The organism is Sphingobacterium sp. 40-24 (assembly GCF_001899705.1).
In the GTDB taxonomy this organism is placed as follows: domain Bacteria; phylum Bacteroidota; class Bacteroidia; order Sphingobacteriales; family Sphingobacteriaceae; genus Sphingobacterium; species Sphingobacterium multivorum.
Genome location: NZ_MKWH01000036.1, coordinates 73,990 through 99,861, shown reverse-complemented (window position 1 = coordinate 99,861; position 25,872 = coordinate 73,990). Strand labels below are relative to the sequence as shown.

Sequence of the window (25,872 nt, the reverse complement as noted above, 5' to 3'; positions counted from 1 at the left end):
ATGAATTTAATCGAACCTATTCATCCGGTCTTAAGCTTCGCTTCAAATGATAAAACTTAAGTAGAATATGGTCATACCATAAGGCAAATAAAAGCATACTAGCCGGTAACAATAATGTTTTCAGTTTAAAATATTGAAACATAAAGCCGCCTACAACTCCCCCAATAAAAAAGCCTCCAATAATCATCAACTTAAGAAAAATACTTTTGTGTAATTTCACTTTTTCAGCAATTTCTCTATAAAAAAGTAACTGCGAGATTTCAATACCAAGATCAGTAAACAATCCCGTCAAATGCGTCGTTCTGACAACTGATTGTGACACCTTCGTTACCAGGGCATTCTGAAGTCCCATAGCAAAAAGCAGGGCAAATGAAATTATGGTTGGTAACGTTGGCCCTGCTTTAAATAAAGCTGGGAGCAGTCCTACATTAATTAAGATAATAGACTCCATACAAATTGGAATGATATAAGCGTTATGTGATTTCTTTTTTGAAGCTAATTCTACAATAAAACCTGAAACGGTAGCTCCCATTAAAAAAAAAGCAATGTATAACAGATAAATCAAAGCCATCTTATAATTCATTAAAATCAACTGTTCTGAAAAAAATGCGAAGTGACCTGTGACATTCGTTGTTAAAGTGCTAACGGCAAGAACACCTGTAATATTGACCAAACCCGCCACACAAGATAAAATAGAGGCTAACTTTAAATTATGAATATAATTCCTTCCTCTCCCTTGATGCCTAAACATTTGAATTAATCTTTATAAATTAGAGAAAATAGATGAAAACAAGATTCATTTAAGGTTTCAGTAAATCATATACCCTGACATAATCCACCTCCATCTCTGCAGGAAATGCGCTGCTATCGACGCCTTGCACACCGCCCCAATCTCCACCAACGGCCAGATTCAATAGTAAATGAAATCTTTTATCAAATGGCCACACGCCATTGCCTTTTCCTTCATTTGGAAAACTGTAGATCTGTACATCATCCACGAAACCACGAATATACTCGGGGGTCCAGTCTATCCGATAATTATGAAACTCCGATGTTGCCTGATCAATTCGTTTCATCACTCCTTTTTGAGTTCCGATAGAATGATTATAATCCTTTGTATGAACGGTAATATGTATTGCATTCTCGTCATAACCGACATGCTCCATGATATCTATTTCTCCCGAATGTGGCCATCCTCCGTAAACCCAATCTGTCGGTAACATCCAAGCGGCTGCCCACGTACCTTTCCCTTTCGGCACCTTGGCTCGGACTACAAATCGACCATATAGAAAATCGCCCTTGTTTTTACTCACCAGCCTGGCAGAAGTATAGTTCAACCCTTCATATTGTTCTTTTATTGCAGTAATACGTAAAACACCATTTGCAACACTTGCATTTTTCCTATTTGCATCTGTATAGTATTGAAGTTCATGATTTCCCCAACCATTATGCAAGGAGCCTACATCATATCCCCATTTTTTTGCGTCCGGAAGACCATCGTAATCGAACTCATCACTCCAACTGGGCATTTCAGCAAACTTATATTCTCCTACATGTGTACTATCGGGACTTACGGAAAGTATTGCGATCAAAGGAAGTATCCAAAGGCTCATTATGTTTATATTTTATACAATTATTGATAAAGCTAATGAAAAATATGAATAGATTACCTCACATCGGAGACGCAATTTAAAGCTCCGTTAGTAATTATAAAATCGCGGCTACTAACTTTAGTTTAATCATTTTCCCTTTACTAAAACGTGTACTATCAACCAATGGAAAGTGATAAGCAGGAGGAGATTACCCGCAATTAATATAAATTACGCTTAAAAAAGGTAGGTACAGTCAGGTTGCGATAAATTGCTTTCGTAAGATTTCGGGAAAATATACTTTTGAAAAAACTTTTAGGACTGTACGACACAAGTAAAAGATCAATAGCTTCGATTTCCACCATGTAGTCGATACAACGTGGTATAGGCATATTGTAATCTAAACGATTGACCGCATTTTTTTCCACATAATCAATTTTATTAAACGAAAATTGGGCGGATAGCTTTTGTTTCCAGTCTTCAATATCTTCTTGTTTTGGAGAGATATACTTTTGTGTTACGTGCAACAGGCTGAGATTAAATTTCTCCGGTACACGTAAGGTGAAACTGTCGAGTAGATCATATTCGGACGCTTTAAAATTGCTCAGTAATGCGATATTTTGCAACCCAAATTTTTGGAAAGTGATGGGTACTGCCAAGACACCGATTGGACTCTTTTTTATCAGGGCGAAGGTATTGCTTCCCAAGACAGCTTTCTGTATCATACCTTTACCTTTAGCTCCCATGACGATAAAATGATATTCCTTTTCTTGTAGTAAGTTTAGTACCGTTTTTTCCAAGTTGCCGGCCAAACTTACGGTTTTACAGCGGAGATCAGGAAATTCATCGTCGATACGTATCTGCCAGTCCTTGAGCATGCTTTCAGCCTCTTCCTTCTGAGGCTTCAAAAACATATTCTCCATTTTCGCATGGACACTGTCTTTTATTGGGATGGTATAAGTATGCAGAAGTTCTACTGTCCAATTAAATTTTTTAGCCAGATTCGCCGCATATCGAATAGCAGTCCATGAGTTTTCAGAAAAATCGGTGAGTACGAGAATTGTTTTGTCCATAAATATTTTGCAGATAAATCAGCGCGGATTATTAGTATTACAACAGTAAAGAAGGCAGAAGGTTTTTAATAATCAATCAAAAGAGAGACTTTAAAAAAAAGGTTTTCAAACGGGGAGAATGAAAACCTTAAATAACCAATTATAAACCTAAATTATGATACAACAAAGATAAACATCAAAAAGATAAAAACCAAAATAAACTACTAAAAAGATAGACTTTTTTTATTAAGGAATCAGTACAGCCCTTCCTTTGATCTTACCATTGCGCATTCGATCATAAACTTCGTTAGCCTGATCAAGCTTAAACTGCTCAATTTCAATATGAATCTTCCTTTGCCTAGCTAAACCTACAACTTCCATAAGCTCAACCCGCGAGCCCCAATATGGGTTTGTCATACTCACACCAAAAGGAAGCCCCGACATATTGTACTGGTAGTGTCCCCCACCTAATCCAACAATTGTCAGGTCACCATCCAAACCAACAACCTTTGTTCCTAAATCTATAGTCGATGTCGCGCCTACAAAGTCAATCACTACTTTAGCTTTTTTAATGCCCGTAATCTTATTGATTTGTTCGGCTGCATTTGCATCCTTCGAATTAACCACATAGGCTGCGCCCAGTTCTTTAGCAAAGGCTAGTTTTTCTTCGGTGACATCACAGGCAATAATTGAACTCGCGCTTACTTCATTTAGTATTTGTAAGGCAACATGGCCCAAACCTCCAACTCCGATCACAACCACATACTCATCCGCTGTCAATTTGCCTATCGAACGTTTTATCGCCGAATAAGGAGTAAGTGCCGCATCCGTTAATGGCGCAGCAATGACTGGATCTAAGTCATAAATTGGGACCAGTAAACGCGAAGAAGGGACAAGCATATATTCCGCCATCCCACCATCAAGGCCTAGCCCACCACCATAGGCCATTTCAGACTGGTGATCACAATAATTTTCCTTTGATTGCTGACAGGGCTTACAGTGCCCACAACCCCAAGGGCCATAGACCAGTACCGCGTCTCCTTTTTTATAGTCTTTTACATCCGATCCAACTTCTTCAATCCAGCCCGCATTTTCGTGTCCCAAGGTAAATACCGTACCTACAACGGTCCCCTCATCTATAATGTGGAGATCAGAATGACAAACACCTGCACCACCAATTTTTAGTAATACTTCATCGCCCTTAGGAACGGGCTTCACAAGATCATTCACAACGCGGACATCTTTATGCCCAAAAAAACGTACTGCTTTCATATTGAAATTTTTTTGTTGACTAATAGCAGAACAAATAAGAACGATATATGTTTCAACACATATAAAGACAGCGGCAACATGTAAGTCTTATTTCAAGAAAAAGTATTGCAATCCCCTGATCGTATTACCTAACGGCAAGTCAAAAGTATTCATGCAATAAAGACCGGCAACTCGAAGATATTTATGTATTTTTATCGGGAATCAAATGATAAAAATACATGCTAAAAAAAGGTGAACATATTGAAGGCGTTCCTATGGAACTCCAACAATTGTTGGATATGGACGAAAAAGCCAATGTTTTTTTTGAAACACTCTCCAAATCATACAAACAGGGATATTGTGATTGGGTAGGCTCAGCTAAACAGGAACAAACTAGAAAAACAAGGGCAGAAAAAGCAATTCAGATGCTAAGAAATAATCAAAAAACGCTTAAAACCGTTTAAAAAAGAGGCATTAACTCCTAAAAAAGAGTTATAAATTAACGGCAAGAATAAATTTGATAGGCAAAGGTATTCAGAATAACATCGCAGACCTTTTTACATTTCAGCAATGTCAATTTTCAATAATTGTAACAATACTAGATAAACTTTAAAATTTCGATACCCAAATCACTTGTATCATTTTTAAAGTTTAATTACATTTGCTTTCAAGGATGCAAGGAAAATTCCATCAATATCTATTCGGCGTAGTTTGCGCAATACTTATCAGTTTTGGCTGGTATCATGTGCCAACACCAAATAATATCCCCTCCTGCAATCTTCACGCTGTCAACCACTTCAACAAGCAAGTAAAAAGCGAAGATTATGACACCAAAGTTATTCGCAAAACTAAACGTCCTCGGCATGAAAAATTAAGGGCATATTTTTCAGAAAATGACAATGAAAATGATGACGCGGGAAGTGATTCCAATAGCCCTAACTTATTTGCACTTACCGGGGATGATTTTGGGAATATAATATCGTATATCCATCCTCAATTTCAAAATACACGCACAGCAGTTTCGCTTGCAAATTCCAACCAGCTTACTTCTCGAAAAAACGCTCTCTATATCCATTACAGTGTATTCAGGCTGTGATTTTTTAATAATTTCTTAAAAAAACATCAAAATAGCTTTCAAAATCACTTGGAAGCAGGTCACACTATTGTTCAATTTTTCGGAAATAATTAAAAAACTATTATCATGGTCATGAGAAGCTTTATGTATATAAGCCTGTGCCTTATTATTCTATCTACAAGCTGTCAGTCAGAAAAAAAAGACAAAAAAGAAGCTGCAGTTTTCAATGTCACTACTCCTTTGGTCAAGGATACAATCGTCAATAAAGACTATGTCGCCCAAATCCGTTCGATCAACCATATTGAATTGCGCGCGCAGGAAAAAGGCTACATTCAATCGATATTTGTCGATGAAGGTCAATTTGTACAAAAAGGACAACCCCTATTTAAAATCATGCCCAACCTCTATGAGTCCGATGTTAATCGTGCTAAAGCAGAGGTAAAATATGCTGAAATCGAATATCAGAACACCAAAAATCTGTCCGAAAAAGATATTGTCGCTCCGCAGGAAACTGAAATGGCAAAAGCAAAATATGAAAAAGCCAAAGCTGAGCTAGCCGCGATGAATACTCATCTCAAATTTACGGACATCGTAGCACCGTTTTCCGGAATCGTTGGTAAGCTTCACGTACGTAAAGGAAGTCTTGTCGACGAAGGCGAGTTGATCACGGAATTGTCCGATAACAGTAAAATGTGGGTTTATTTCAATGTACCCGAAGTGGAATACCTCAATCAAATGGACGCAAAACAAGACAATGGCCCGCTGCATGTACGGTTAAACATGGCCAATGGAAAAGAATTCGGTCATGAGGGTATTGTTGAAACAATTGAATCAGACTTCAATAATGAAACTGGAAATATTGCCTACAGAGCGACTTTTCCGAATCCAAAGGGATTACTGCGTTATGGTGAGACAGGCAATATCGTCATTACATCGCCCTATAACAATGCGCTTATGATACCGCAGAAAGCAACATTTGAGGAGCTTGAAAAAAAATATGTTTACGTTATTACAAAAGATAATAAAGTAAAAGCAAGAGAAATAAAAGTTGCTGCCGAACTGCCGCATATCTATGTTGTTTCTTCCGGATTGGGCAAGGATGAAAAGATTCTGCTCAATGGACTTCGCATGGTACAGGAAAACCAGACCATTGAATCCAAATATCAGACTCCGGAGAAAGTCATGTCAAACTTAGATTTATATGCAGAGTAATTAAAAAAGCAGCATTATGTTTAAAAAAGTAATACATCGACCGGTATTTGCTATTGTCATATCGGTTGTCATCCTATTTATCGGAGGTTTGGCCATAAAGCAGCTTCCTACAGAGCAATTTCCAAAAATCGCACCGACTACAGTGGCGGTCTCCATTGCCTATCCTGGTGCAAGTGCCGATGTACTTGTAAAATCCTCACTGATTACACTGGAGAATGCAATCAATGGTGTACAGGGAATGCGCTATATCGCTACCGATGCAACCAGCGCCGGTGAAGCGACCGTAAACGTCGTATTTGACCCCGGAACGGATCCCAACGATGCCGTAGTACTGGTCAAAACCCGGGTGGATCAAGTCATGCCACTATTGCCTGAACTTGTTCAAAAGGAAGGAGTCGTCGTCAATCCCATTCAGCCCAGTATGCTGATGTACGTGAATCTTTACAGTACAAATAAAAGCATGGATGAAAAGTTCTTGTACAACTATGCAACGGTAAACATCATTCCTGAAATCAATCGTATTCATGGTATCGCCAAATCACAAATCTTAGGTAGCCGTAGATATGCCATGCGCGTCTGGTTAAATCCCGATCGTATGCGTGCCTATAGCTTATCAGTTGATGAAGTGATGAAAGCGATAGGAGAACAAAGTATCATCGGCCGTCCCGGTCGACTGGGACAAAGCTCGGGTATTGCAGCGCAATCCCTCGAATATGTCCTAACTTATAAAGGACAATACAATACACCTGAAGAATACGACAATATTATCGTTCGCGCAAACGGCGACGGTGAAAACATCAAGTTAAAAGACGTGGCTAAAGTCGAACTGGGAAGTGAATTCTTTGACATCTATTCCAATTTAGACGGGCATCCCTCGGCTTCAATTGTGTTGAAACAGAATTATGGCAGTAATGCTAATGACGTTATTAAAGATGTGAAGGCAAAACTTGCTGAGATGAAAGGTAACTTTCCTCCAGGTATAGACTATAAAATCAGTTATGACGTATCCCAATTCTTGGATGCTTCTATCGAACAGGTGATGCACACCCTACGCGATGCTTTTATTTTAGTTGCCATTGTTGTGTTTATTTTCCTTGGCGATTGGCGTTCGACTTTGATTCCAATCATCGCCGTGCCCGTTTCGCTGATAGGTACATTCTTCGTCATCCAATGGTTCGGTATGTCGATCAACTTAGTGACCTTGTTTGCATTGGTGCTTGCCATCGGGATTGTCGTAGACAATGCCATTGTGGTCATTGAAGCAGTACATGCCAAAATGGAAGAAAGTGCTATATCGCCGTACAGTGCTGTAAAAGAAGTCATGGCCGAAATCGCAGGTGCTATTATCGCTATCACAGCTGTTATGGTGGCCGTTTTTATCCCCATTTCATTTATGACAGGCCCTGTCGGAACATTTTACCGTCAGTTTTCAATTACTATGGCGAGTTCCATCGTGATATCTGCAGTAGTCGCATTAACCCTTACTCCTGTGCTTGCCGCGATGCTCCTTAAAAATAACCATGGTAAACAAAAAAAATCAAACGTATTCACTAAATCGCTCGACCTTTTTAACCGTACTTTTGATAAAATAACGGGCAAATATGCCTCCTTACTTCGTAAAATTGCCAGCCGAAGAGTGATTACATGGGGTATCTTAATAGCATTCTGTGTCGGAATTTTCGTCATTAACAAAACGCTTCCAGGAGGTTTTATACCGAGTGAGGACCAAGGTACAATATATGCCATTATTCAGACTCCTCCAGGATCAACATTGGAACAGACCAATAAGCTTTCCAGAGAGCTCCAAAAGATCTGTCAAGGGGTAGATGGGGTTGAATCCGTCTCATCACTGGCAGGTTATGAAATCATGACCGAAGGCCGTGGATCGAATGCCGGAACCTGTCTTATCAACCTCAAAACCTGGGGTGAACGTGAACACTCCGTTAAAGAGATCATGGAAGAACTTGAAGAAAAATCAAAAAATCTAGGTGCAACAGTTGAATTCTTCGAACCTCCGGCTGTTCCGGGTTTTGGTTCTTCAGGAGGTTTCTCCATGCGCCTGCTGGACCTCAATAGGACAACCGATTACCAAGATTTCGATAAAGTCAATAAAGCTTTTATTGCTAATCTCAAAAAGCGCAAAGAGTTAACTGGTGTATTCACTTTCTTCGCTGCCAATTACCCGCAATACGAATTGGTATTTGACAATAACGCCGCCATGCAAAAAGGCGTTTCCATTGGTAAAGCCATGGACAACCTCAATATCCTTATCGGTAGTACCTATGAGCAGGGTTTTATCCGTTTTGGTCAATTCTTCAAGGTCTATGTACAATCTTCACCAGAATTTAGAAGGCTACCTTCCGATATCATGAATCTTTACGTCAAAAACGATCATGACCAGATGGTTCCTTATTCGGCCTTTATGACCTTAAAAAAAACACAGGGACCAAATGAAATCACGCGCTACAACATGTACAATTCGGCCGCCATCCGTGGACTTCCGGCAAATGGGTATACAACAGCCGACGCTATTCAGGCAATCAACGAAACCGCAGTTCAAACATTACCACACGGCTATAAAGTTGCCTGGGAGGGCTTGTCCTATGATGAGGCTCAACGCGGGAACGAAGCCGTTTATGTCTTTTTGGTTGTCTTAGTCTTCGTATATCTTGTACTTGCTGCGCAGTACGAAAGCTTCATTATTCCATTTGCGGTATTGTTGTCGCTACCCGTGGGTGTATTTGGATCATTCTTTTTATTAAAGGCAATGGGTCTTGAAAATGACATCTACGCACAGGTCGGGCTGATCATGATTATTGGTTTATTGGGTAAAAATGCGGTGCTTATCGTAGAATTTGCCGTGAAAAGGCGCCAAGCTGGCGATAGCATATTGGAAGCAGCTATTGAGGGCTCAAGAGCGCGTTTCAGACCAATTCTCATGACCTCATTTGCATTTATCGCGGGACTTGTACCACTTGTCTTTGCCAGCGGCGCGGGAGCTATCGGTAACCACACCATAGGTGCCTCAGCACTGGGCGGTATGCTTGTCGGAACAATCTTTGGCGTTATTGTCATTCCCGGACTTTACTACATTTTTGCAAAATTGGCTGACGGAAGAAAAATGATCCAAGCCGAAGACGAATCACCATTAAGCGAAGACATGATACATTATGAATAAGAATAGATTATATCACTATACAGGTTTTGCACTTTTCTTGCTCAGTCTTGCAGCCTGCAAACCACTGGAAATAAAACAACGTGCCGAAAATAGAACCGTTCCTTATAAATATGGCGATGCTGACAGCGACACCGCGAATACAGGAAAAATAAAATGGAACAGCTATTTCAGCGATCCCAATTTACAAGGACTGATCGGTCAGGCACTAGCAAACAACCAGGAGCTACATATTATGCTTCAGGAAATTGAAATAGCCAAAAATGAGGTAAGCGCCAAAAAAGGTGAATATCTACCTTCCGTAGGCGTAAAAGTTGGCGCGGGGGTCGACAAAGTAAGTCGCTACACAAACATTGGAGCGATGGAAAAGAATACAGAAATCGAACCCGGACGTGAAATGCCTGAACCGCTATTTGATTTTGGAGTTGGTGTACAGGCACAATGGGAAACAGATATCTGGGGTAAACTTCACAATGCGACCAAAGCGCAGCTGAAACGGTATTTTGCCAGCGTGGAAGGCAAAAACTTTATGGTAACTCACCTAATATCCGAAATTGCAGATTCTTATTATGAACTCCTGGCGCTGGACAACGAACTCCTGGTTATCAATGAGAATGTAAAGATTCAAAACGACGCCCTTGTCGTCGTGAATGACCTGAAGAAAAATGCGCGATCCAATAAATTAGCGGTCAAAAGATTCGAAGCCCAGATATTGAAAACCCAAGGTATGCAATATGATATCAAGCAGAAGATCACAGAAACAGAAAATAGAATAAACTACCTTGTTGGAAGATTCCCGCAGCCGGTTCAAAGAGACCAAGCCTCTTTTGACAAGCTTGTTCCTCAAACCGTCTACACAGGTATTCCCTCGGAGCTATTAGAAAACAGACCCGATATTAAGCAGGCGGAGTATGAACTTGCAGCTTCCAAACTGGATATAAAATCGGCTAAAGCCCGCTTTTACCCATCCTTGGATATTGCTGCTGGTGTAGGGTTTCAGGCCTTTGATCCAACTTATCTCGTTAAGCCGGAATCATTTCTGGCTTCGCTCGTTGGAGAACTTACTGCGCCCCTGATTAACAAACGAGCGATCAAGGCGGCTTACTATAATGCCAATGCACGACAGGTTCAGGCTGTTTACCATTATGAACAGACCATATTGGCTGCTTATATTGAAGTTGCAAACCAGCTCTCCAAAATTAAAAATCTGGAGAATGGCCTACAAATTAAGACCAAGGAAGTTGATGCATTAAATGAGTCTATCGGTATTTCCAACGACCTCTTTAAATACGCTCGCGCAGATTATATGGAAGTTCTGCTAACGCAACGCGATGCCCTGGAATCTAAATTTGAGCTCGTTGAGAAGAAGGTCAACCAACTCAAAGCAAGCGTAGCGATATACAGATCCCTAGGAGGCGGATGGGATCATTAATAGCGCACTTTTAATTTTAGTTTTTATATGTTGGGGACTTATCATGTGATAAGTCCCTTTTTATTTTAACAATACACTTACTCCACCACGATTTCTTTCATTTTCTCGTTTCCATAATATGTCGGGAAATACATTAATTCAGCCTTCGCGGGGTTGACAGTATAAGTCCCGGTATAACGAGGTAAAAGTTCGATCTCAAAGGTATGTGTACCTTTCCCCAGTTTGTTGCAAAAAATGACAACACGATCTTTGAAATGCTCTCGGTGCGCCTCGATTCTATAGTATCCATTGGTTTTGGTTTCATAAGAACATCCCGCCGGTATCGGAACTTCAATCTGCACATACTCAGCTTCACCAGTTAATGTTACGCTTGCTTCAAGTTTTACAGGCTTCCCTTCCTTGAGTGCCGCTACCGTAGCACCATTGTCCTTAAATCGCGTTGCCACGGCAAAGCCCTTTTCTTTTTCTACAGCTGGATTGGGATTCCAAAAATTTTGATAAGCCGTCACAAAAGCCGGCCCCGTCCCTTCTTTCCTCACTTTAATCTGCTCATCCGACTTAAAGCTTTGCGTATACGGAAATGCAGTGACGCGTTTGCCATTGATGACCATTACCGGTGCCTGGAAAGATTCACCCTCTTTCAGTACATCAGGAAGAATACTTCGTATGATACGGGAAGATTCGTAGATATTATACCATTGGTTTTGCTGCCGCTGCGCGAAAAAGTAATTACGGATATTTTCTAAATCTGAATCATGACCACCAATTGATTTTAAGACACCATAAGCCAACAATGTATTCTCGGTATCGGTTTCCGTTGGGCGCATAAAAAATCCGCCTTTCTGATCTGTTGTAGTTCCAGAAGTCCAATAGAGCCCACCTAAGACAGCCTTTGACGCGTATTTAAGAACGGTATCTGCAGCATGTGAATCCTTAAGACCCAGTTTTGAAATCAACAGATATTTCAACAGTTTATCCTTGATGGTTTTACTTTTCAGTTTTGTGTCGATTTCGAAGAAATAATCTTTGTAATCAGCTTTAGGATCCAACCGGAGTAGATATATCAAGGAGCTAAACAAATTCTCCTTGGCCCCGTGAAGCTTATCTCTATCCAATAGAACATCCAGCGAAGCCAAGCTGCTTTTCAACATGGTCTTTTCACGTTCTGCATAAATCTCCGTATCGATCTCAACCTGGTAGCCGGCTTCTCGGGCATCCAACAGTACCCCGATCACATAGTTGCTGATCCAGGTCACAGTTTCACTTTTGTTCCACCAACCCCAGCCCTGATTGGAATTTTTGTTTTTCTGTAACTCCTTCAAAAGATCCTTTATTTTCTTATCCTCTGTAAAGGGCTTTCCGATCAATTTTGTCAGCTCTTTTTTGGAAAGTAATGCGCTCAATTTGGAAGCCATCTGTTCATTGCATAGAAATTTATAACGATCGATCGATTCAATTTCCCGTTGTAAAAATTCCAGCGAATTTGCTTCGGCATGCAAGGTGATTTCGCCTAGTGCTGGAGAAGTTTTTAGTAAATATTCTGCGGTACTGTTGAGTACTTTAAAATCTCCTTCATGTTGTTCAAGCCCCTTTTCAAAAATCGGAATGCTACGTTTTTCACCATCAAAATATCCATTTGACAATTCGATCGAATAAGCAAGTTGGACGCTGTCCCCCTGAGCGGCAATAACTGATATAGGATCCCGATAGGACTTCGCAATTTTCAACGTTGCCTCCTGCGTTGTCAGCCCATTGTTGATGGTACGCAAGAGCTGCAAGCTGTCGCTAAGATAATTAACAACCCTTCCCATGGCTGTAAACTGATCACTTCTGATGGCAAATCGGGGAGTCGCCAAATGTGCCGAAACAGCTTTAAAGGATTTGACATTTAGCTCTTTTATGTCGGCGAAATTTTTACTTCCTTTAGCGATAAAGAATGTTCGCCAATTGGTAATATCATCCGGATAGGTCGCTTCAAAATTAACTTTTCCCTGAGCATCGGTAGTTAGCTTTGGCTGCCAGAATGCATCATCGCGGAAGTTCACGCGCATCGTATTTCCAGATTCCAAATAGGGCATATCCACAGCACCTGTCGATGTCGCAGATGCTCCAGCTTTCATCTGAACCATCACCACGCCATTGGCGGCCCGCGCACCGTACAATCCCAGCATAGATTGATCTTTAATCACATTCAATGACGCGATAGTCGATGGATCAAGACTTGAAATATCACCTTCAAAAGGGACTCCGTCCACTAAAATCAATGGTTTTTCATTGGGGGCCGGACTAGCAGCGCCACGAATACGAATCCCTGCTACAGCCCCCTGCAGCATAGCTGTAGTCACCCCATCCATCCTAGCATTGATCGATTTCACTGCCGCAGTCAATGATTGCCTTTTTTGGACGCCATACCCCACAACAACCACTTCATCCAATTGATTTTCGCTTGGCTTTAATTCCACGAAATAATCTTTGCCACTGGAGACTTTGACCGTAGCGGTATTGTACCCTAAAGCAGCAATCTCAAGTACCGTATTTTTGTCATCGGAGAGCTCAAGTTCCACACTACCATCAAAGCTTGTGAAATATCGTTTTTTGGTATCCGGAACACTCACCTTAGCCCCAATTAATGGCGTATCCCCATCATAAACTAAGACCCTGGCGACCTTATTATTCTTTCTCTTCGTTCTAAAATCTTCCCGGTCTATTTTTAAGAGCTGCGGAACAATCTCTTGCCCATGGCTTATAGAATCCCGCAATGGATTTTCTACGGTACGCACAATAATTTCATCACGTACAAGTTTGTAAGCCAATCTTGCCGCTTGGGATGCATTGCTCCATTGAATAGAATCCAGCCGGAGATAATTCATCCCATTGGCTTTGAGTTTGATTGGCAAACTAAAAGAAGTTGAATCATCCTTTACAATATGCAAAGTAACATCGCCGACTGGAAGATCTCCAAAAGTTCGATGTCCACCGTAAAACAGTCGAAAATACATTCTCTCCTCGACATTCGTCGGTTCAATAAAGATCAATGTAGGCCGGATGCCTTTCTGTGCAACATCATTGCCCAAAGTTAAATTCAATTTAAAAATAGCCTCATTTTTTCCTTTCTTCACCGTAGCAAATTGTGCCAATCCCGTGCTATTTTGCATGATCTCTTTGAAAGTACGTTCTACGTTTGCCTTGATATCCTCCAATGACCATACCTTCTCCTGAAAATCTAAATTTGGCTTGAAATCATACAGATCAATCCGCAAAGGATTGCCATCCCAGCTTTTTTGCTTTTGATAATTTTTATAGATGCTATATTGATAGCCCCCCTCAACTTCAAAACGTCCAATTTTCGCTGTATCAACCATGAGCGTACCTATTTTGGACACACCATTATACATTTCTGTCCTTGGAAATGGTCCTACCATCAGTGGCACAGGAACCTGTGTACGCAACCGACTATCGTAAACGGTTTTTCTTACAGGATTGAGGTAATAGAGATCTCCAGCTGTCTGGATATATGCTGGCCTCTCAATCAACACATTATTATTGGGTAATTGCCAGGCTCCAAAATTGTTGGTTACTGTAATCAACTGGCGCTTCAATTCAGTCAATTCGTTTTCGTAGAACTTGCCACGTTGTTCTTTAGGTAATTGGTAAACCAAAATCTGGCCTTTACTGAATGCTTTTTCGGGGTAGGTAAAACCAATCGTATCCTGTGAGGCATTAAAGGAAACAATGATCTTTTTTCCATTTTCAATATAAAAGCCACTTACACGAATGTCGCGATCCTTGGTCCTAAATCTAAAATCATGCTGACCCGGAGCAACTTCAAAAATACTGCTGTTGTTTTGCTGCTCTTGCTTAGCATAAGTCAGCACGCCGTCTATCCATACCAAATGTATCCCCTGCACCACACCATTTACAACGACATAAGGGGAAATCTGGCTCTTGACAGCATCTAAAGGAAGAGACTCCTGATAATAATCTTTGGGATATAAAAACCGATAAAAAGCCATCGTATCCAACTGCATGTCTTTAGACCATTTTGCCCAATTTTGAAGAGCTCCCTGATGTGCCTTCTCATCATCATCCAAACTAAAATTAAGATTTTGTGAGACTTTTGCCCTTCGCATCAGACCACCCATAGTAATATTTGGAGCGGTTGCTGACCTAAATTTTGAGGTAAAACCATAGGCCGTAATATCAACATCCTTCAAAGGTTTACCATTCTTATCCGTAACCGAAAGTTCCACGTCAGCCTTCTGCCCCGGATAAACTGTCGTCGCCGTGTTGACTGCCAAATTTAAATTCTTCTCCACATAGGGTAATTCTTCCTGGATAACTTTTGATTTTCCTCCAAAAAGATAGGTGATTTCCATGCTATACCCGTCTTTTCCACGGGCTAAAAATTTACTATTTAACGTGGTATGATAACCCGAAGCAATCGTACGACCAGCACGATGGACACGATACCAAAATGGAATCATAGCGGGATTATTGACATGCAATATCACCGAATCCGCAGTTCGATAAAACCGATAATTCAGTTGTGCCTGTTCTTGATCCTCTAAATATACACTTTTACTCAATCCATTCGACTTAACAACAATTTCTTCAGCCTGCCAGGGTATAGAAACCAAATTAGGTAAACTCAAATTTTCAGTCTTCAGCATTTCGCGATGTTCACCTAATATCATTAGCTGAGCAGTTGTTGGCATCGCAACACCTTTTTCAAAATACTTCAGCTCTGCATGCCCGTCTTTTACAGCAATACGAATTTCTTTTTCGCTGTTGAGTATATTGAGGTCGAGACTTCGTTCAATTCTTTCATTATCTGAACTTAGATAAGTGCCAATAGCCCGAAATGTAAGACCAATGTCAGCCGGAAAAATTGAATCGGGTAATACAATTTCCTTTTCCGCCACATCTGCGAGAGAAATGCTCGTTTGCCATAAAGTATCTGGAATAAAATTAACCTTATTGGCTTTTACATCAAGCGTATAAAGTGGACTTGTCACAACACGCAAATCTACTTTCCCATCATATATGGGCATTTCATTTTCATTTAAAGCTTTTAGTTTCAGTCGCACACTGTCTCCTTTAGCATATTTCGTCTTTTCGGACGTCATATTAAAACTTAGGCTTTTTAACTCATAATCTTCATATCGGAAAGACTGTTGATGCAAGACGGCTTTGGTTTTTGTAGATTCCAAAGAGATCCCATAATCTTTATCAAGGATAAGGCCAAGCCCCTTCAAATTAAATTCAAAGGTGTACATTCCCGGACGATAGGGAGCAAGTCGGGTCAAAACGGTATCTTTGGCATACCCATATCCACCTGTCAGACGTACGGCAATAGAATCACGGTAAGGTTTCCATTTTTCTTCCTCAAGATAAGCTTTAAATTTAACCTGCTCATTTGGCTTATACATTGGCTTGTTAAAAACCATAAAGCTTTCTGTCTGTTCAGTTTCCTGTTTATGAAAGAACCTCTTAATCTTAAACTTTGTTCTATGCAAGCTATTTTTGATCCCTTTCCATAATGGAACCCTGTCTTTGTAAGGCCAACTCCGCTCTACACTCAGGTAATGATAGACACCCTTATGTTCAATACTGACAATATCGTCATTATTTGCATTGGCAACTTTATAGTAATGAAACTTCTTATCAAATGACATGCGACGTCCCTTCACTTTTACTTGTGCATCTTTTATAATCGTTCCCAGCGAATCGTATAGACAAATCGCAAAAGTTTCTGCTGGGATAATCTTGACATATAGGTTATCACTAATCAATTCCTGATAGATGAGATCAGCTCCACTGGCGCGGACCTGGACATAATTACCAGGAGGTAAAGTCGGCTGTGGACTTCCGGCCTTATACTTAAGAAAAAAATCGCTGAGCATAGTTTCATCGAATTTCTTCTCTCTCAAGTGAATTTTTCTTAAAACTTCTGGGCTCAGTTTATAAATATAATAGTCAGAAGATCCACGCGGACTATTGAATAAGGTCGATTGCCCACAAAGGACCACGGAATACAGAACAGCTAAAAAGCATACAACAATTGATTTCCATTTCATGTTTAAGATACTGGCTAAATTCTTTTAAAATAGATAAATTTACCTAAAGCCAAGTACTAGATTCTTTCATCCGGCACTTCAACTTTCGTGCAGGGATGCGAAGAATATCAAAATTCCATAAACGAAGAAAAAAAAATTATAACTTCAACCTACTTTTGACCGAATTTACAACTTCTGTTTCCGAGGGGAAGTCACCAGCTCCCGAACCGGAGGAACGATTCACCAAAGGCGGCTCCTCACCATATAGAGTATCGCGGGCAATGACTACCTTCTTGTCGAGATCTACATAGCTAATGATATAATTGCGCTGATAAGCTTTATCTCTTTGGCCGATTTTATTAACATACTCACCTTTTTCCTGCATGTCCATCGCTATCATAACAATGCCTTTGACAGCATCACCGGGATAATTATCTATTGTTCCCAATGCCTCGTTCCATTTTTCCTTATAAGTTATTCCCAAATCACCGGCACCGCCATTTTCAAGAATTAGACAGCTCTTCCCCCAGTCTACTGTGGACAATTGTACTGGATATTTATAAATAGCGGTATGATCGCCAAAACCTGCTAAAATTCGGGAAGATAATTGTTCTGTTTTTTCCTGATCCGCCTCCATATTTCCCAAAAGACGGTAAGCCCATATACCGATACCAATTGCTGCAACCAATACCAGGCCTACAAAAGTGAATATTGCTTTCTTATTTCCCATAGTTCTATTTTATTTAATTAATTACCAATCAAATCTACTTAGTCTATATGCTCATTTTCACCCTTTTTACAATTCGCTTGACCTGCTTTATTATTTGCTGCGCTTGCGTAAATAAACGTTATAAAAAAAACAAATACTCGAACCTCTGCAGTCCAAGTTTTCAACAACATGAGATAATAAGAACTGCCACTATTTTATTTTTATCATAAATCGATAATTCATACTGACACATAGCTGTCACCCTGTGATTATATCTTTGTTTAACCTTAGTAGGAAAAGAAAAATATTAAACGAAAAAACAATTCCAGTGCGAAGGCTATTAGTAGGATAACTAATCGAATTTTAAATTATTACAGTAAAAAACATGGAAACATTACCACAATTAAAAGAAGAATTAGCGAATGAATATCAAATTACAAAAAACTTTATCGCACTTTTTCCTGAAGGCAAGAATGAATATGTCCCACATGAAAAAAGCATGAAAATGATGCGTCTGGCAACCCACTTAGTCGAAGTTTTCGAATGGCCAAGTACCATTTTAAAGACTTCAGAACTTGACTTTGCCAAAAGTGCTTATGTGCCAACAAGTCTATTGACCCGGGATGATCTCTTAAAAAAATTAGACGAAGATTACGAAGCCGGAAAAAAGGCTTTAGAAACAGCTAAGGAGGAAGACTTAATTCCAAGCTGGACCATTAAAAATGACGGCCATGAACTGGCAAGCTGGAGCAAATACGGTGCTATTCGTCACTCATTAAACCAGATTACACATCACAGGGCACAATTAGGTGTTTACTATAGACTCAATGATATTCCCCTTCCAGCAAGTTATGGCCCCTCTGCCGATTCACTGAATTTCTAAAAAGCTAGCTGCTGGAATGAACATACGACATCTAGATGTCGTATGTTCATTCTACGCCGGACAATAGGTATGTGCGACAACACCACCTGGAAAAACCTGCGCGTGCATAAGCTTTAGTTCACAGGGTTTGGAAAGACCGTCAAAGATGGGCAGCCCAGTACCCAATGCAATTGGATGTGTGATCAAATGATACTCGTCAATTAATCAGGTTTCAATTAAACTTCGCATAAATTCAGCTCCGCCATGCGCCAATATTGGCTTCCCAGATTCTGCTTTTAGTGCTTTAATTCCTTCAATGAGACCTGCATCAAAAACCCGGGCATTCATCCAAGAGGAATTCGCAGGAAGCTTTGTATTGTCTGCGAAATCTTTTGTTTTGGGATGATAGCCCTCTTTTGTAAAGACAGCTTTAGGGATTTCATTCATTGCTGCCGCAAAAGGATTTGTCGAAGCAGGCCAATAGGAAGCCATTACTTCAAAGGTCTTTCGACCCATTAGATGAATGCCGGCAGATTCACAAATATTTAAAACCCATGCGCTAGAATGATCGTCGCCACTTTTAAACATCCAATCAAGTTCACCGTGGATGCCCGCAACAAATCCATCGATGGAAATAGACATTTTCATTATTAATTTCCGCATAACAAAAACTTTAGTTTTTAATAAAACAAATCCAATTTAAAATTGGGTTACTGTCTCTCAAAATTAAACCATTTCATTCGACGTACAGCGGGGACAAACCGTCAATATAGAAGGGCAATTACGACAGTTCTTTTTTCTGTTCCTTTCCTTCCTCAAGGGTAAGCATAAAATCTAAATAGTGCTTTTTCTTCGCGAAATGCTGATCATCCAATAACTTTTTATAGACCGAGATGGCATTAAAAAGAATTTGAAGATTATCCTCATTGTAACGATCTACATTAAAATATATTAATTCCCTATTGATATATGTGTCCAATGACGTAAGCAACGTATCATCCAATTCGTCTTTGCTTCCAGGAAGTGCCATAAGTGTTGCCAGTTTCTTTTTTAACTCCCCTTCCATAGGTTTGACGTCTCGCAACCTAGCCTCAATATCTGCGAAAGGCAAAGTCTGAAATATAAACCGGGTGTTCTCCGTCATGTCAGCATAAAGTTTTTGTGCCTCTTCATAATTTTTATCGAAAAAAGCAAAATCAACATATCTCCGTTCAAACTCTTCACACATCCCCTGGTTATCCGCTAAGCGTGCAAAATAAGAGTGGATCTGTTGGTTATAGAGGGTAATTTTATGCTCCGTAGCTACAATATTATCTTCAATTTTCCCCAGTAATTCGAAGGCATCCGCAGCACGATATTTTATACCATCGTAGTCAAACGACTTTAACTTTAATTCGCCTTTGCCGATTGCTTCAACGACATACTTATCATTTTTCAGGCTATTAAGTTCATATAATGCGTCAACTCTACTATCGGCAAATAATTCATCAAAAGTCGGCTTTGGCCGTTCCTGAAAAATTGGCGTTTCACCTTTTCGTACAGGATGATTGTAGTCATAGAAATCATTGAATCTTTGATCAACAGCATACTTGTTCATCCGATTTTCAAAATCCGCACTGAAAGATGCTATTTCTAACAGCGAAGGGGGATGTTGATACTGTACCTGCGCAAACAACTTGTCCGAAATCTGGTTTGTTACCGCAGCACGATCAGCTAGCAATTCAATAGCAGGTGCGTTGTTGATTTCTTTCTTGACAATATTAAGCTGCTGTAATGCCTTTACCCGATCTTCATCCGACGGATGAGATGACCATTGATCTTCAAGATTTAATTTCGATTTATCATATTTTTTTAAAGTCGCTAATTCGATCTGGGGAAAACCATTTCGCACTTGATATCTATTGCGTTCCGCAAACAGGAGCATGACATAGCGATGCTCGGGATAAATATTGCGACTGCGGATATTTTCAGAAAATTTGCTATCATAGAAGGTAAGCACATTATTTAGTGCATGATTTGCAAAACTCAAGCGCAGCAGCGAATCAGCCAAAGCCTGGGAACCGGCAACATGTGCCGCAATCTCATCCGCATGAAATTCCATCTCTCTCGATAATGCCAAATAATTGAGATTTACATATTCGTAAAGATGCTTCAAAATATGCTGAATCTGTTGGATAATAAACACTGATATGCCAATAAAAATCGCAGTGTACCCACTGATGTTGCCCCATTTATCAAACATATTATCCAGCGATTCATTCTTATACAGCATATTGTAGATAATCTGATTAACATGGTAAACATAGCTACCCACTTTCATGCTCTTTTGTGAGAAGTGTCCAAACTCGTGTGCAAGAATAGCCTTTAATTCCTGTTGAGTAACTGCATTCACCAGCCCCACACCAATCTGAAGATTTTTCTTAATGGGTAAAAACATACTCCAAAAACTAGAGTCATAGAATACAGATGCATTGACCTCATGCGATAGAAAAACTTTCTTTGGAAAGCTGGTATCAACTTCTTTTACGACCTCATGAATAAGTGCGAATAATTGTGGTTCGTCGCGCTCATATATCTGCGTAAGATGTCCCGTATCAACTTTTGTTGACGCAAAAACAAATTTTAATAAAAAGAACAGTATAGTCAGACCTGTAGCGAGTAAGCCCAAACATAAAATTGCAGTGTAAAACATGGGCTTGGCGGTGAAAATCATTATTCCAAGTATGGTAAAACCAATAGTAATACCTATTGCCAAGAGCAGTAGAATAACGTAAGTAATCGCAAACACAACAATAGATAAAATTGTTTTACGCGCGTGTTTCCTAAAGTTTGTAGATACTTGTACCTTCATAAATTGTCTATAAAGCAAGGATAATTGACTATATAAATCTAAAAAATAAAATCCACTTGCCTATAAGTTTACAGCAAACCAACTTTGCAAACTTATCCGATAAAATACCAATCAATGCATTATGCCGCAAACCCACGTACATCTTAAATTGCTAATAACCTTTTTGTAAAGAAACCTCATTGAGCAAAGGTCGCCCCTCAACCATTCTTCGATAGTTATCCACCACTTGTAAGACGGAAGAGCCAATATTTGTCCTACTCGCAACATGCGGGGTTATCACAATGGATGGGCAATCCCAAAAGGGATGATCTTGCGGTAATGGTTCTTGATGAAATACATCCAGATATGCTTCGGCAATTTTCTTTCCATCAATTGCATCCAACAAATCACTTTCCACGAGATGTTCCCCTCGACCAACGTTCACGAGTACAGTTTCTTTTGGGCACAAATTGAACAAATCACAACTTAGAATTCCCTTTGTTGCATCGGTCAATGGTAGGATATTAACCATAAAATCCGTGTCTTCAAGGGCAGAACGAAGTCTTTTCATTCCAGTAAACGAATTCACTCCCTTAAGATTTTTAGGTGAATTAGCCCACCCATTTACGTTGAATCCCAATTGGGCCAACCTTTCAGCCACATAACCACCAATTTCGCCTAATCCTAAGATAGTAACCCTGGTTTCACCAATTGATTTGTATAGCAAGGGCTGCCAATGTTTCTTTTCTTTTTCGTTTATATAAGCCGAAAACTTCTTCATCGAATGCATCAAGCAAGTCAAAACATGTTCAAACATATCGCTTTTCAACATGGGATCGATAATCCTACAAATGCGGAGATGGGATGAAATACTTTTGGGAAAAAGGTGGTCTATTCCGGCGCCCCCAGACTGGATAACTTTTAAGTTTGGAAAATGAGTGTAATAATCTGCTTCAGGTTTCCAGCAAAGCGCAAATTCGACCGCATCATAATTTTCAATATCAGGGAAGATCTCCACCTTTATTTCAGGTAAATATTTATTGATTTCTACCTTCCACTCCTCGGCCCTGGCCCTATTCAGTATTAATGCTATACTCATGTTTTGTTGGTTTACACGAAAATAACATTTTATGCCGATCTATCGTTTACTTTCTTGGGGATTCTTAGTCTTACGTTTTCAAAAAATTTTGTGATGATTTCCTTTATTTAGACAAAACAGTGGGCTAGCTGTCTGCCCAAATTAGCTGAAACAATCGATTCTATTAAAAAACAAAGTTTAGAATCTATTTTAATCGTAAATTGGTGGAGGACATCCATAAACATAGATTCAGATGGCACTCAAAAACCGAATTATCCTAATAAGCCTAATCATTTTTAAATTCATTATGCAATACCAGTTGATTAGCCCAACCTACGAATTGCAGCGCGATGAATTCTTACATATAGATCAAGCAAACCATTTAGCTTGGGGCTACCTTTCCGTACCACCATTAACATCGTGGATTTCCTATCTCATCAAAATACTTGGCAATTCTGTCTTTTGGATCAAGTTTTTCCCGGCACTTTTCGGAGCCTTAACGATTCTTATCGTTTGGAAAACAATAGAATCGCTGAAAGGAAATCTATTTGCACAGTTCTTTGGAAGCTGTTGTATTATGTTTTCTGTACTATTCCGTTTGAATGGTTTATATCAACCTAATTCATTTGATGTCTTATGTTGGACCTCCATATATTACTGTATAATAAAATATTTAAACAACAGACAATCCAAGTGGTTATTTTATATGGCTATTGTTTTTGCGCTTGGATTTCTAAATAAATATAACATCGTATTTCTGATCTTGGGTTTGATCCCCGCAGTCGCATTGGTTCCGGAGCGAAAAATATTTACAGAAAAAAAGCTATATTACGGAATACTCATCGCCATACTAATTATCCTTCCCAATATAATATGGCAATACAAAAATAACTTTCCTGTATTTGTTCATTTCAAAGAACTTCAAGATACGCAACTTGTCCATGTTAACCGATGGAGCTTCATACGTTCTCAATTTTTGTTTTTTTTCGGGACCTTTCCCGTCCTCATTTTTGGATTATATGCACTTCTGAAACATCCTGCATTTAAAACATATCGTCTGTTCTTCTACTCATTCTTTATCACCCTTGGAATCTTCTTATTTCTAAGAGCGAAAGATTATTATGCAATAGGTCTTTACCCTATATATTTTGCTTTTGGCGCAGTTTATATTTCATCACTTTTGGAAAATAAAACCGGTCAGATTTTAAAACCTATTTTGATCGCTTTAACTGCGATCCTATTTCTTCCGGTCTATAATATTGCATTTCCCAATAGAAATCCGGCATATTTTGTGAACCATCCCGATAAATACAGAAAGTATGGTATGTTGACCTGGGAGGACGGTAAAGAGCATCCGCTCCCGCAAGATTTTGCGGATATGTTGGGATGGCAAGAACTTGCACGCAAAGTCGATAGCCTCTATGACCAAATACCAAGATCGGAAAATACCCTTGTACTTTGCGACAACTATGGGCAGGCCGGCGCCATAAACTACTATTCCAAACGCGGAATTAAGGCTGTTTCATTCAATGCTGACTACATCAATTGGTTTGATTTGAATAAACCATACCGCAATGTTATTCGAATTAAAGATCGCTGGGAACGAGAAAGAGAACTAGCAATAACAAGTCCTTTCTTCGGCAAATCAATATTGGCCGACTCCATTACAAATAGCTACGCCAGGGAATATGGCACAGTAATCTTCACTTTTATTCATGCAAAAATCAATATCAATGAACGTATCTCCAAAGAGATCGCATCAGAAAAAACAGCGAAGAAACTTCCTTTGTAAATAAATCATTTTTTAAGCAATTAAGCTAATTCCAGTCTATTTTTTTATTAAAAAAAATAGTATATTTAATTCAATAGCCAAAGGCTTCCAGCGCAAATGATACTTATCGTATATCTTCTGGTATCATAACTACGCCATGGAGCTTAACACCAAATTAACAGGATAATTATGCGCTTTTTGAATTTCTTGAAAGGACAAAGTAATTTGAGACAGATTGACGTTAGTGAAGACGATGATTTTGTAGATTTACAGCTGACTGTCACAAAATACTGGAAAGATGACGACGAACATCATATTGTCCAAGCTAAGGGGCATTGGGGTAGAGAGATAGTTGGTTTGGCAATCGCCTTTCGTCCCGACATGAAATTGGGCATTGTCGATACCGAAGTCGATAAACAAAGGTTTTATCGCGAAGGGATCAATTTCTATTCGATTGGCAAATTAAGTGACAATTTTACCAAAGCCTTAAATAGCCTCTTTAAAATTGATGGTACATCCTTTAAAATGCACGATAATATTGGATCGACCGCCTTTATCGTCAGTGGGCACCCGGAATATTTTGATGAAGAATATATTAAAGCTAAAGTTTTCTTTGACGACGGAAATGAAAAACATCATTACGCGGAATGGTATGTCAACATCGATTTAAAACACAATATTCTCGAACTTCGAGAAAAAGACCCCGGATATAGAAAAAACATCATTAGTATCTTGACAAATGTTTAAATTTGAGCGTGAATCCGTCAGCCTCAAAAAAAAATAATACCATCCCATTAAATTCATTTCCTAATGAGTTTAATTCGGGAATGGCTATAAAAAGGAATGCTGTCAGAAATTTAGAGTTAGCTAAGATAAGTCAGGCACATCGTGATGATTTCTACTTGTTTTTTATTCTTGAAGAGGGAAATGGAATATTTGAAGTAGATTTTCAGCGCTATCAATTAGGCTCCTCCGCCGTAATGATCATCCAGCCTTACCAAGTACATCGGGGTTTAGCTATGGATTACAGCGCTTTTAGTGTCTTAATGATCAGTGTAGAAAACCTAAACTCAGACTACGTAAACGCGCTAAAGGATATTACGACGATTGCTCCCATCGAAATCGATCAGGATACAATGGCGGTCTTATCCCAGACTGTAGACACCTGTTTAAAAATCAACGAAAGAAGACATGAAAAACTATATACTGCACTAATGAAAGATAGCTGTAATACCATCGCGGCACTTATTATCTCGCAGTATTTAATCCAATCAACTAAAAGTGATGCACAGTCTAGATTCGAACTGATCAGCAAACAGTTCAGTTCACTGTTAGATAAAGATTTTATTGACATTAAACAGCCTAGAGCATATGCAGAGAAAATGAAAATATCAACGGCCTATCTCAATGAATGTCTCAAAAAAACAACCGGAAAACCCGTTACTTATCATATTCAGCAACGCGTTGTATTAGAAGCAAAACGTTTGCTCTACCATTCAAATAAATCTGTAAAAGAAATTGCAGTAGAGCTAGGTTATGACGACTATCCATATTTTTCACGTCTATTTTCAAAAGTAACCGGTATGACAGCTCTTACCTTTCGAAATAGGAACCTTGAATAGTCCAATATTTACCACTTTTTATCTCTTTTAAACTAGAGCGAATTGGTATTTCTTTGTGTTAGAAAGCTTGGTTCAGCCCGTCGTTAGCGACAACTCGAACAGCGTCTTTAATGATTATCTAAATCCGACAGAAAGGAGATTGTAGTCCATTAAATATC

Annotated in this window: 19 protein-coding genes; 9 read left to right on the top strand and 10 right to left on the bottom strand. The window is 39.4% G+C overall.

Translation table 11 applies throughout. From position 1 onward, the window contains the following. Window positions 1-16 precede the first annotated feature (16 nt). The 4 genes from BGP15_RS14630 to BGP15_RS14615 form a co-directional block, all read right to left on the bottom strand. Window positions 17-751: a YoaK family protein gene (locus BGP15_RS14630; RefSeq protein WP_070566898.1), complete on the bottom strand. Its 735-nt coding sequence runs from the start codon at window positions 749-751 to the stop codon at window positions 17-19. A 49-nt stretch (window positions 752-800) separates the two neighbouring features. Next, window positions 801-1,613: a glycoside hydrolase family 16 protein gene (locus tag BGP15_RS14625; RefSeq protein ID WP_112375860.1), complete on the bottom strand. Its 813-nt coding sequence runs from the start codon at window positions 1,611-1,613 to the stop codon at window positions 801-803. Window positions 1,614-1,810: 197 nt separating this feature from the next. Continuing rightward, complete coding sequence (locus BGP15_RS14620) at window positions 1,811-2,662, bottom strand: universal stress protein (protein ID WP_070566902.1); 852 nt, start codon at window positions 2,660-2,662, stop codon at window positions 1,811-1,813. Window positions 2,663-2,887: 225 nt separating this feature from the next. Then, window positions 2,888-3,913: an NAD(P)-dependent alcohol dehydrogenase gene (locus tag BGP15_RS14615; protein WP_070566904.1), complete on the bottom strand. Its 1,026-nt coding sequence runs from the start codon at window positions 3,911-3,913 to the stop codon at window positions 2,888-2,890. 218 nt (window positions 3,914-4,131) lie between these two features. Here BGP15_RS14615 and BGP15_RS14610 point away from each other — a divergent pair, with 218 nt between their 5' ends. From BGP15_RS14610 to BGP15_RS14590, 5 genes are all read left to right on the top strand, one after another. Next, window positions 4,132-4,356 carry a YdeI/OmpD-associated family protein gene (locus BGP15_RS14610; RefSeq protein ID WP_112375855.1) on the top strand — a complete coding sequence of 75 codons (225 nt, stop codon included), beginning with the start codon at window positions 4,132-4,134 and terminating at the stop codon, window positions 4,354-4,356. Between the two features lie 209 nt (window positions 4,357-4,565). Next, complete coding sequence (locus BGP15_RS14605) at window positions 4,566-4,988, top strand: hypothetical protein (protein ID WP_046675088.1); 423 nt, start codon at window positions 4,566-4,568, stop codon at window positions 4,986-4,988. A gap of 105 nt (window positions 4,989-5,093) precedes the next feature. Next, the gene (locus BGP15_RS14600) at window positions 5,094-6,179 is read left to right on the top strand and encodes an efflux RND transporter periplasmic adaptor subunit (protein WP_046675087.1); all 1,086 of its coding nucleotides are present in this window, start codon (window positions 5,094-5,096) and stop codon (window positions 6,177-6,179) included. 16 nt (window positions 6,180-6,195) lie between these two features. Further along, a complete protein-coding gene (locus tag BGP15_RS14595; protein ID WP_286769938.1) occupies window positions 6,196-9,357 on the top strand; it encodes an efflux RND transporter permease subunit in 3,162 nt (1,053 codons plus the stop codon). Then, on the top strand, window positions 9,350-10,786 hold the full coding sequence (locus tag BGP15_RS14590; protein ID WP_286769937.1) for a TolC family protein: 1,437 nt from the start codon (window positions 9,350-9,352) through the stop codon (window positions 10,784-10,786). Before BGP15_RS14595 ends, BGP15_RS14590 begins: the two co-directional genes overlap by 8 nt. Before the next feature lie 77 nt (window positions 10,787-10,863). Here the strand turns inward: BGP15_RS14590 and BGP15_RS14585 are convergent, their stop codons facing one another. Together BGP15_RS14585 and BGP15_RS14580 are read right to left on the bottom strand one after the other, a co-directional pair. Next, window positions 10,864-16,863 (bottom strand): alpha-2-macroglobulin family protein, encoded by a 6,000-nt coding sequence (locus tag BGP15_RS14585; protein ID WP_286769936.1) that lies wholly within the window; start codon window positions 16,861-16,863, stop codon window positions 10,864-10,866. Window positions 16,864-16,999: 136 nt separating this feature from the next. Continuing rightward, entirely contained in the window at window positions 17,000-17,572 is a 573-nt protein-coding gene (locus BGP15_RS14580; RefSeq protein WP_112375851.1) for a hypothetical protein, read from the bottom strand. A 364-nt stretch (window positions 17,573-17,936) separates the two neighbouring features. Here BGP15_RS14580 and BGP15_RS14575 point away from each other — a divergent pair, with 364 nt between their 5' ends. After that, a complete protein-coding gene (locus tag BGP15_RS14575; protein WP_046675081.1) occupies window positions 17,937-18,434 on the top strand; it encodes a DinB family protein in 498 nt (165 codons plus the stop codon). A 51-nt stretch (window positions 18,435-18,485) separates the two neighbouring features. On the opposite strand, the gene BGP15_RS14570 is transcribed toward BGP15_RS14575, so the two are convergent. The 4 genes from BGP15_RS14570 to BGP15_RS14555 form a co-directional block, all read right to left on the bottom strand. Beyond that, entirely contained in the window at window positions 18,486-18,620 is a 135-nt protein-coding gene (locus BGP15_RS14570) for a dihydrofolate reductase family protein (RefSeq protein ID WP_286769935.1), read from the bottom strand. An 18-nt stretch (window positions 18,621-18,638) separates the two neighbouring features. Continuing rightward, window positions 18,639-19,076 carry a dihydrofolate reductase family protein gene (locus BGP15_RS14565; protein WP_286769934.1) on the bottom strand — a complete coding sequence of 146 codons (438 nt, stop codon included), beginning with the start codon at window positions 19,074-19,076 and terminating at the stop codon, window positions 18,639-18,641. A gap of 118 nt (window positions 19,077-19,194) precedes the next feature. Next, a complete protein-coding gene (locus BGP15_RS14560; RefSeq protein WP_286769933.1) occupies window positions 19,195-21,264 on the bottom strand; it encodes a M48 family metalloprotease in 2,070 nt (689 codons plus the stop codon). A gap of 151 nt (window positions 21,265-21,415) precedes the next feature. Then, window positions 21,416-22,342 carry a 2-hydroxyacid dehydrogenase gene (locus BGP15_RS14555; RefSeq protein ID WP_286769932.1) on the bottom strand — a complete coding sequence of 309 codons (927 nt, stop codon included), beginning with the start codon at window positions 22,340-22,342 and terminating at the stop codon, window positions 21,416-21,418. A 232-nt stretch (window positions 22,343-22,574) separates the two neighbouring features. Between BGP15_RS14555 and BGP15_RS14550 the strand changes: the two genes are divergently transcribed. The 3 genes from BGP15_RS14550 (at window position 22,575) to BGP15_RS14540 (ending at window position 25,714) form a co-directional block, all read left to right on the top strand. Beyond that, window positions 22,575-24,113, top strand: a complete 1,539-nt coding sequence (locus tag BGP15_RS14550) for an ArnT family glycosyltransferase (RefSeq protein WP_286769931.1) — start codon at window positions 22,575-22,577, stop codon at window positions 24,111-24,113. A 168-nt stretch (window positions 24,114-24,281) separates the two neighbouring features. Beyond that, window positions 24,282-24,839: a hypothetical protein gene (locus tag BGP15_RS14545; protein ID WP_286769930.1), complete on the top strand. Its 558-nt coding sequence runs from the start codon at window positions 24,282-24,284 to the stop codon at window positions 24,837-24,839. Between the two features lie 80 nt (window positions 24,840-24,919). After that, the gene (locus BGP15_RS14540) at window positions 24,920-25,714 is read left to right on the top strand and encodes a helix-turn-helix domain-containing protein (protein WP_286769929.1); all 795 of its coding nucleotides are present in this window, start codon (window positions 24,920-24,922) and stop codon (window positions 25,712-25,714) included. The last annotated feature ends 158 nt before the right edge of the window (window positions 25,715-25,872 follow it).

Coding starts and splice junctions, on each gene's coding strand:
- BGP15_RS14620 (WP_070566902.1), bottom strand. CDS start 2,662: ATGGACAAAACAATTCTCGTACTCACCGATTTTTCTGAAAACTCATGG.
- BGP15_RS14545 (WP_286769930.1), top strand. CDS start 24,282: ATGCGCTTTTTGAATTTCTTGAAAGGACAAAGTAATTTGAGACAGATT.
- BGP15_RS14630 (WP_070566898.1), bottom strand. CDS start 751: ATGTTTAGGCATCAAGGGAGAGGAAGGAATTATATTCATAATTTAAAG.
- BGP15_RS14580 (WP_112375851.1), bottom strand. CDS start 17,572: ATGGGAAATAAGAAAGCAATATTCACTTTTGTAGGCCTGGTATTGGTT.
- BGP15_RS14595 (WP_286769938.1), top strand. CDS start 6,196: ATGTTTAAAAAAGTAATACATCGACCGGTATTTGCTATTGTCATATCG.
- BGP15_RS14550 (WP_286769931.1), top strand. CDS start 22,575: ATGGCACTCAAAAACCGAATTATCCTAATAAGCCTAATCATTTTTAAA.
- BGP15_RS14610 (WP_112375855.1), top strand. CDS start 4,132: ATGCTAAAAAAAGGTGAACATATTGAAGGCGTTCCTATGGAACTCCAA.
- BGP15_RS14575 (WP_046675081.1), top strand. CDS start 17,937: ATGGAAACATTACCACAATTAAAAGAAGAATTAGCGAATGAATATCAA.
- BGP15_RS14605 (WP_046675088.1), top strand. CDS start 4,566: ATGCAAGGAAAATTCCATCAATATCTATTCGGCGTAGTTTGCGCAATA.
- BGP15_RS14565 (WP_286769934.1), bottom strand. CDS start 19,076: ATGCGGAAATTAATAATGAAAATGTCTATTTCCATCGATGGATTTGTT.
- BGP15_RS14540 (WP_286769929.1), top strand. CDS start 24,920: ATGGCTATAAAAAGGAATGCTGTCAGAAATTTAGAGTTAGCTAAGATA.
- BGP15_RS14615 (WP_070566904.1), bottom strand. CDS start 3,913: ATGAAAGCAGTACGTTTTTTTGGGCATAAAGATGTCCGCGTTGTGAAT.
- BGP15_RS14560 (WP_286769933.1), bottom strand. CDS start 21,264: ATGAAGGTACAAGTATCTACAAACTTTAGGAAACACGCGCGTAAAACA.
- BGP15_RS14625 (WP_112375860.1), bottom strand. CDS start 1,613: ATGAGCCTTTGGATACTTCCTTTGATCGCAATACTTTCCGTAAGTCCC.
- BGP15_RS14600 (WP_046675087.1), top strand. CDS start 5,094: ATGGTCATGAGAAGCTTTATGTATATAAGCCTGTGCCTTATTATTCTA.
- BGP15_RS14590 (WP_286769937.1), top strand. CDS start 9,350: ATGAATAAGAATAGATTATATCACTATACAGGTTTTGCACTTTTCTTG.
- BGP15_RS14555 (WP_286769932.1), bottom strand. CDS start 22,342: ATGAGTATAGCATTAATACTGAATAGGGCCAGGGCCGAGGAGTGGAAG.
- BGP15_RS14585 (WP_286769936.1), bottom strand. CDS start 16,863: ATGAAATGGAAATCAATTGTTGTATGCTTTTTAGCTGTTCTGTATTCC.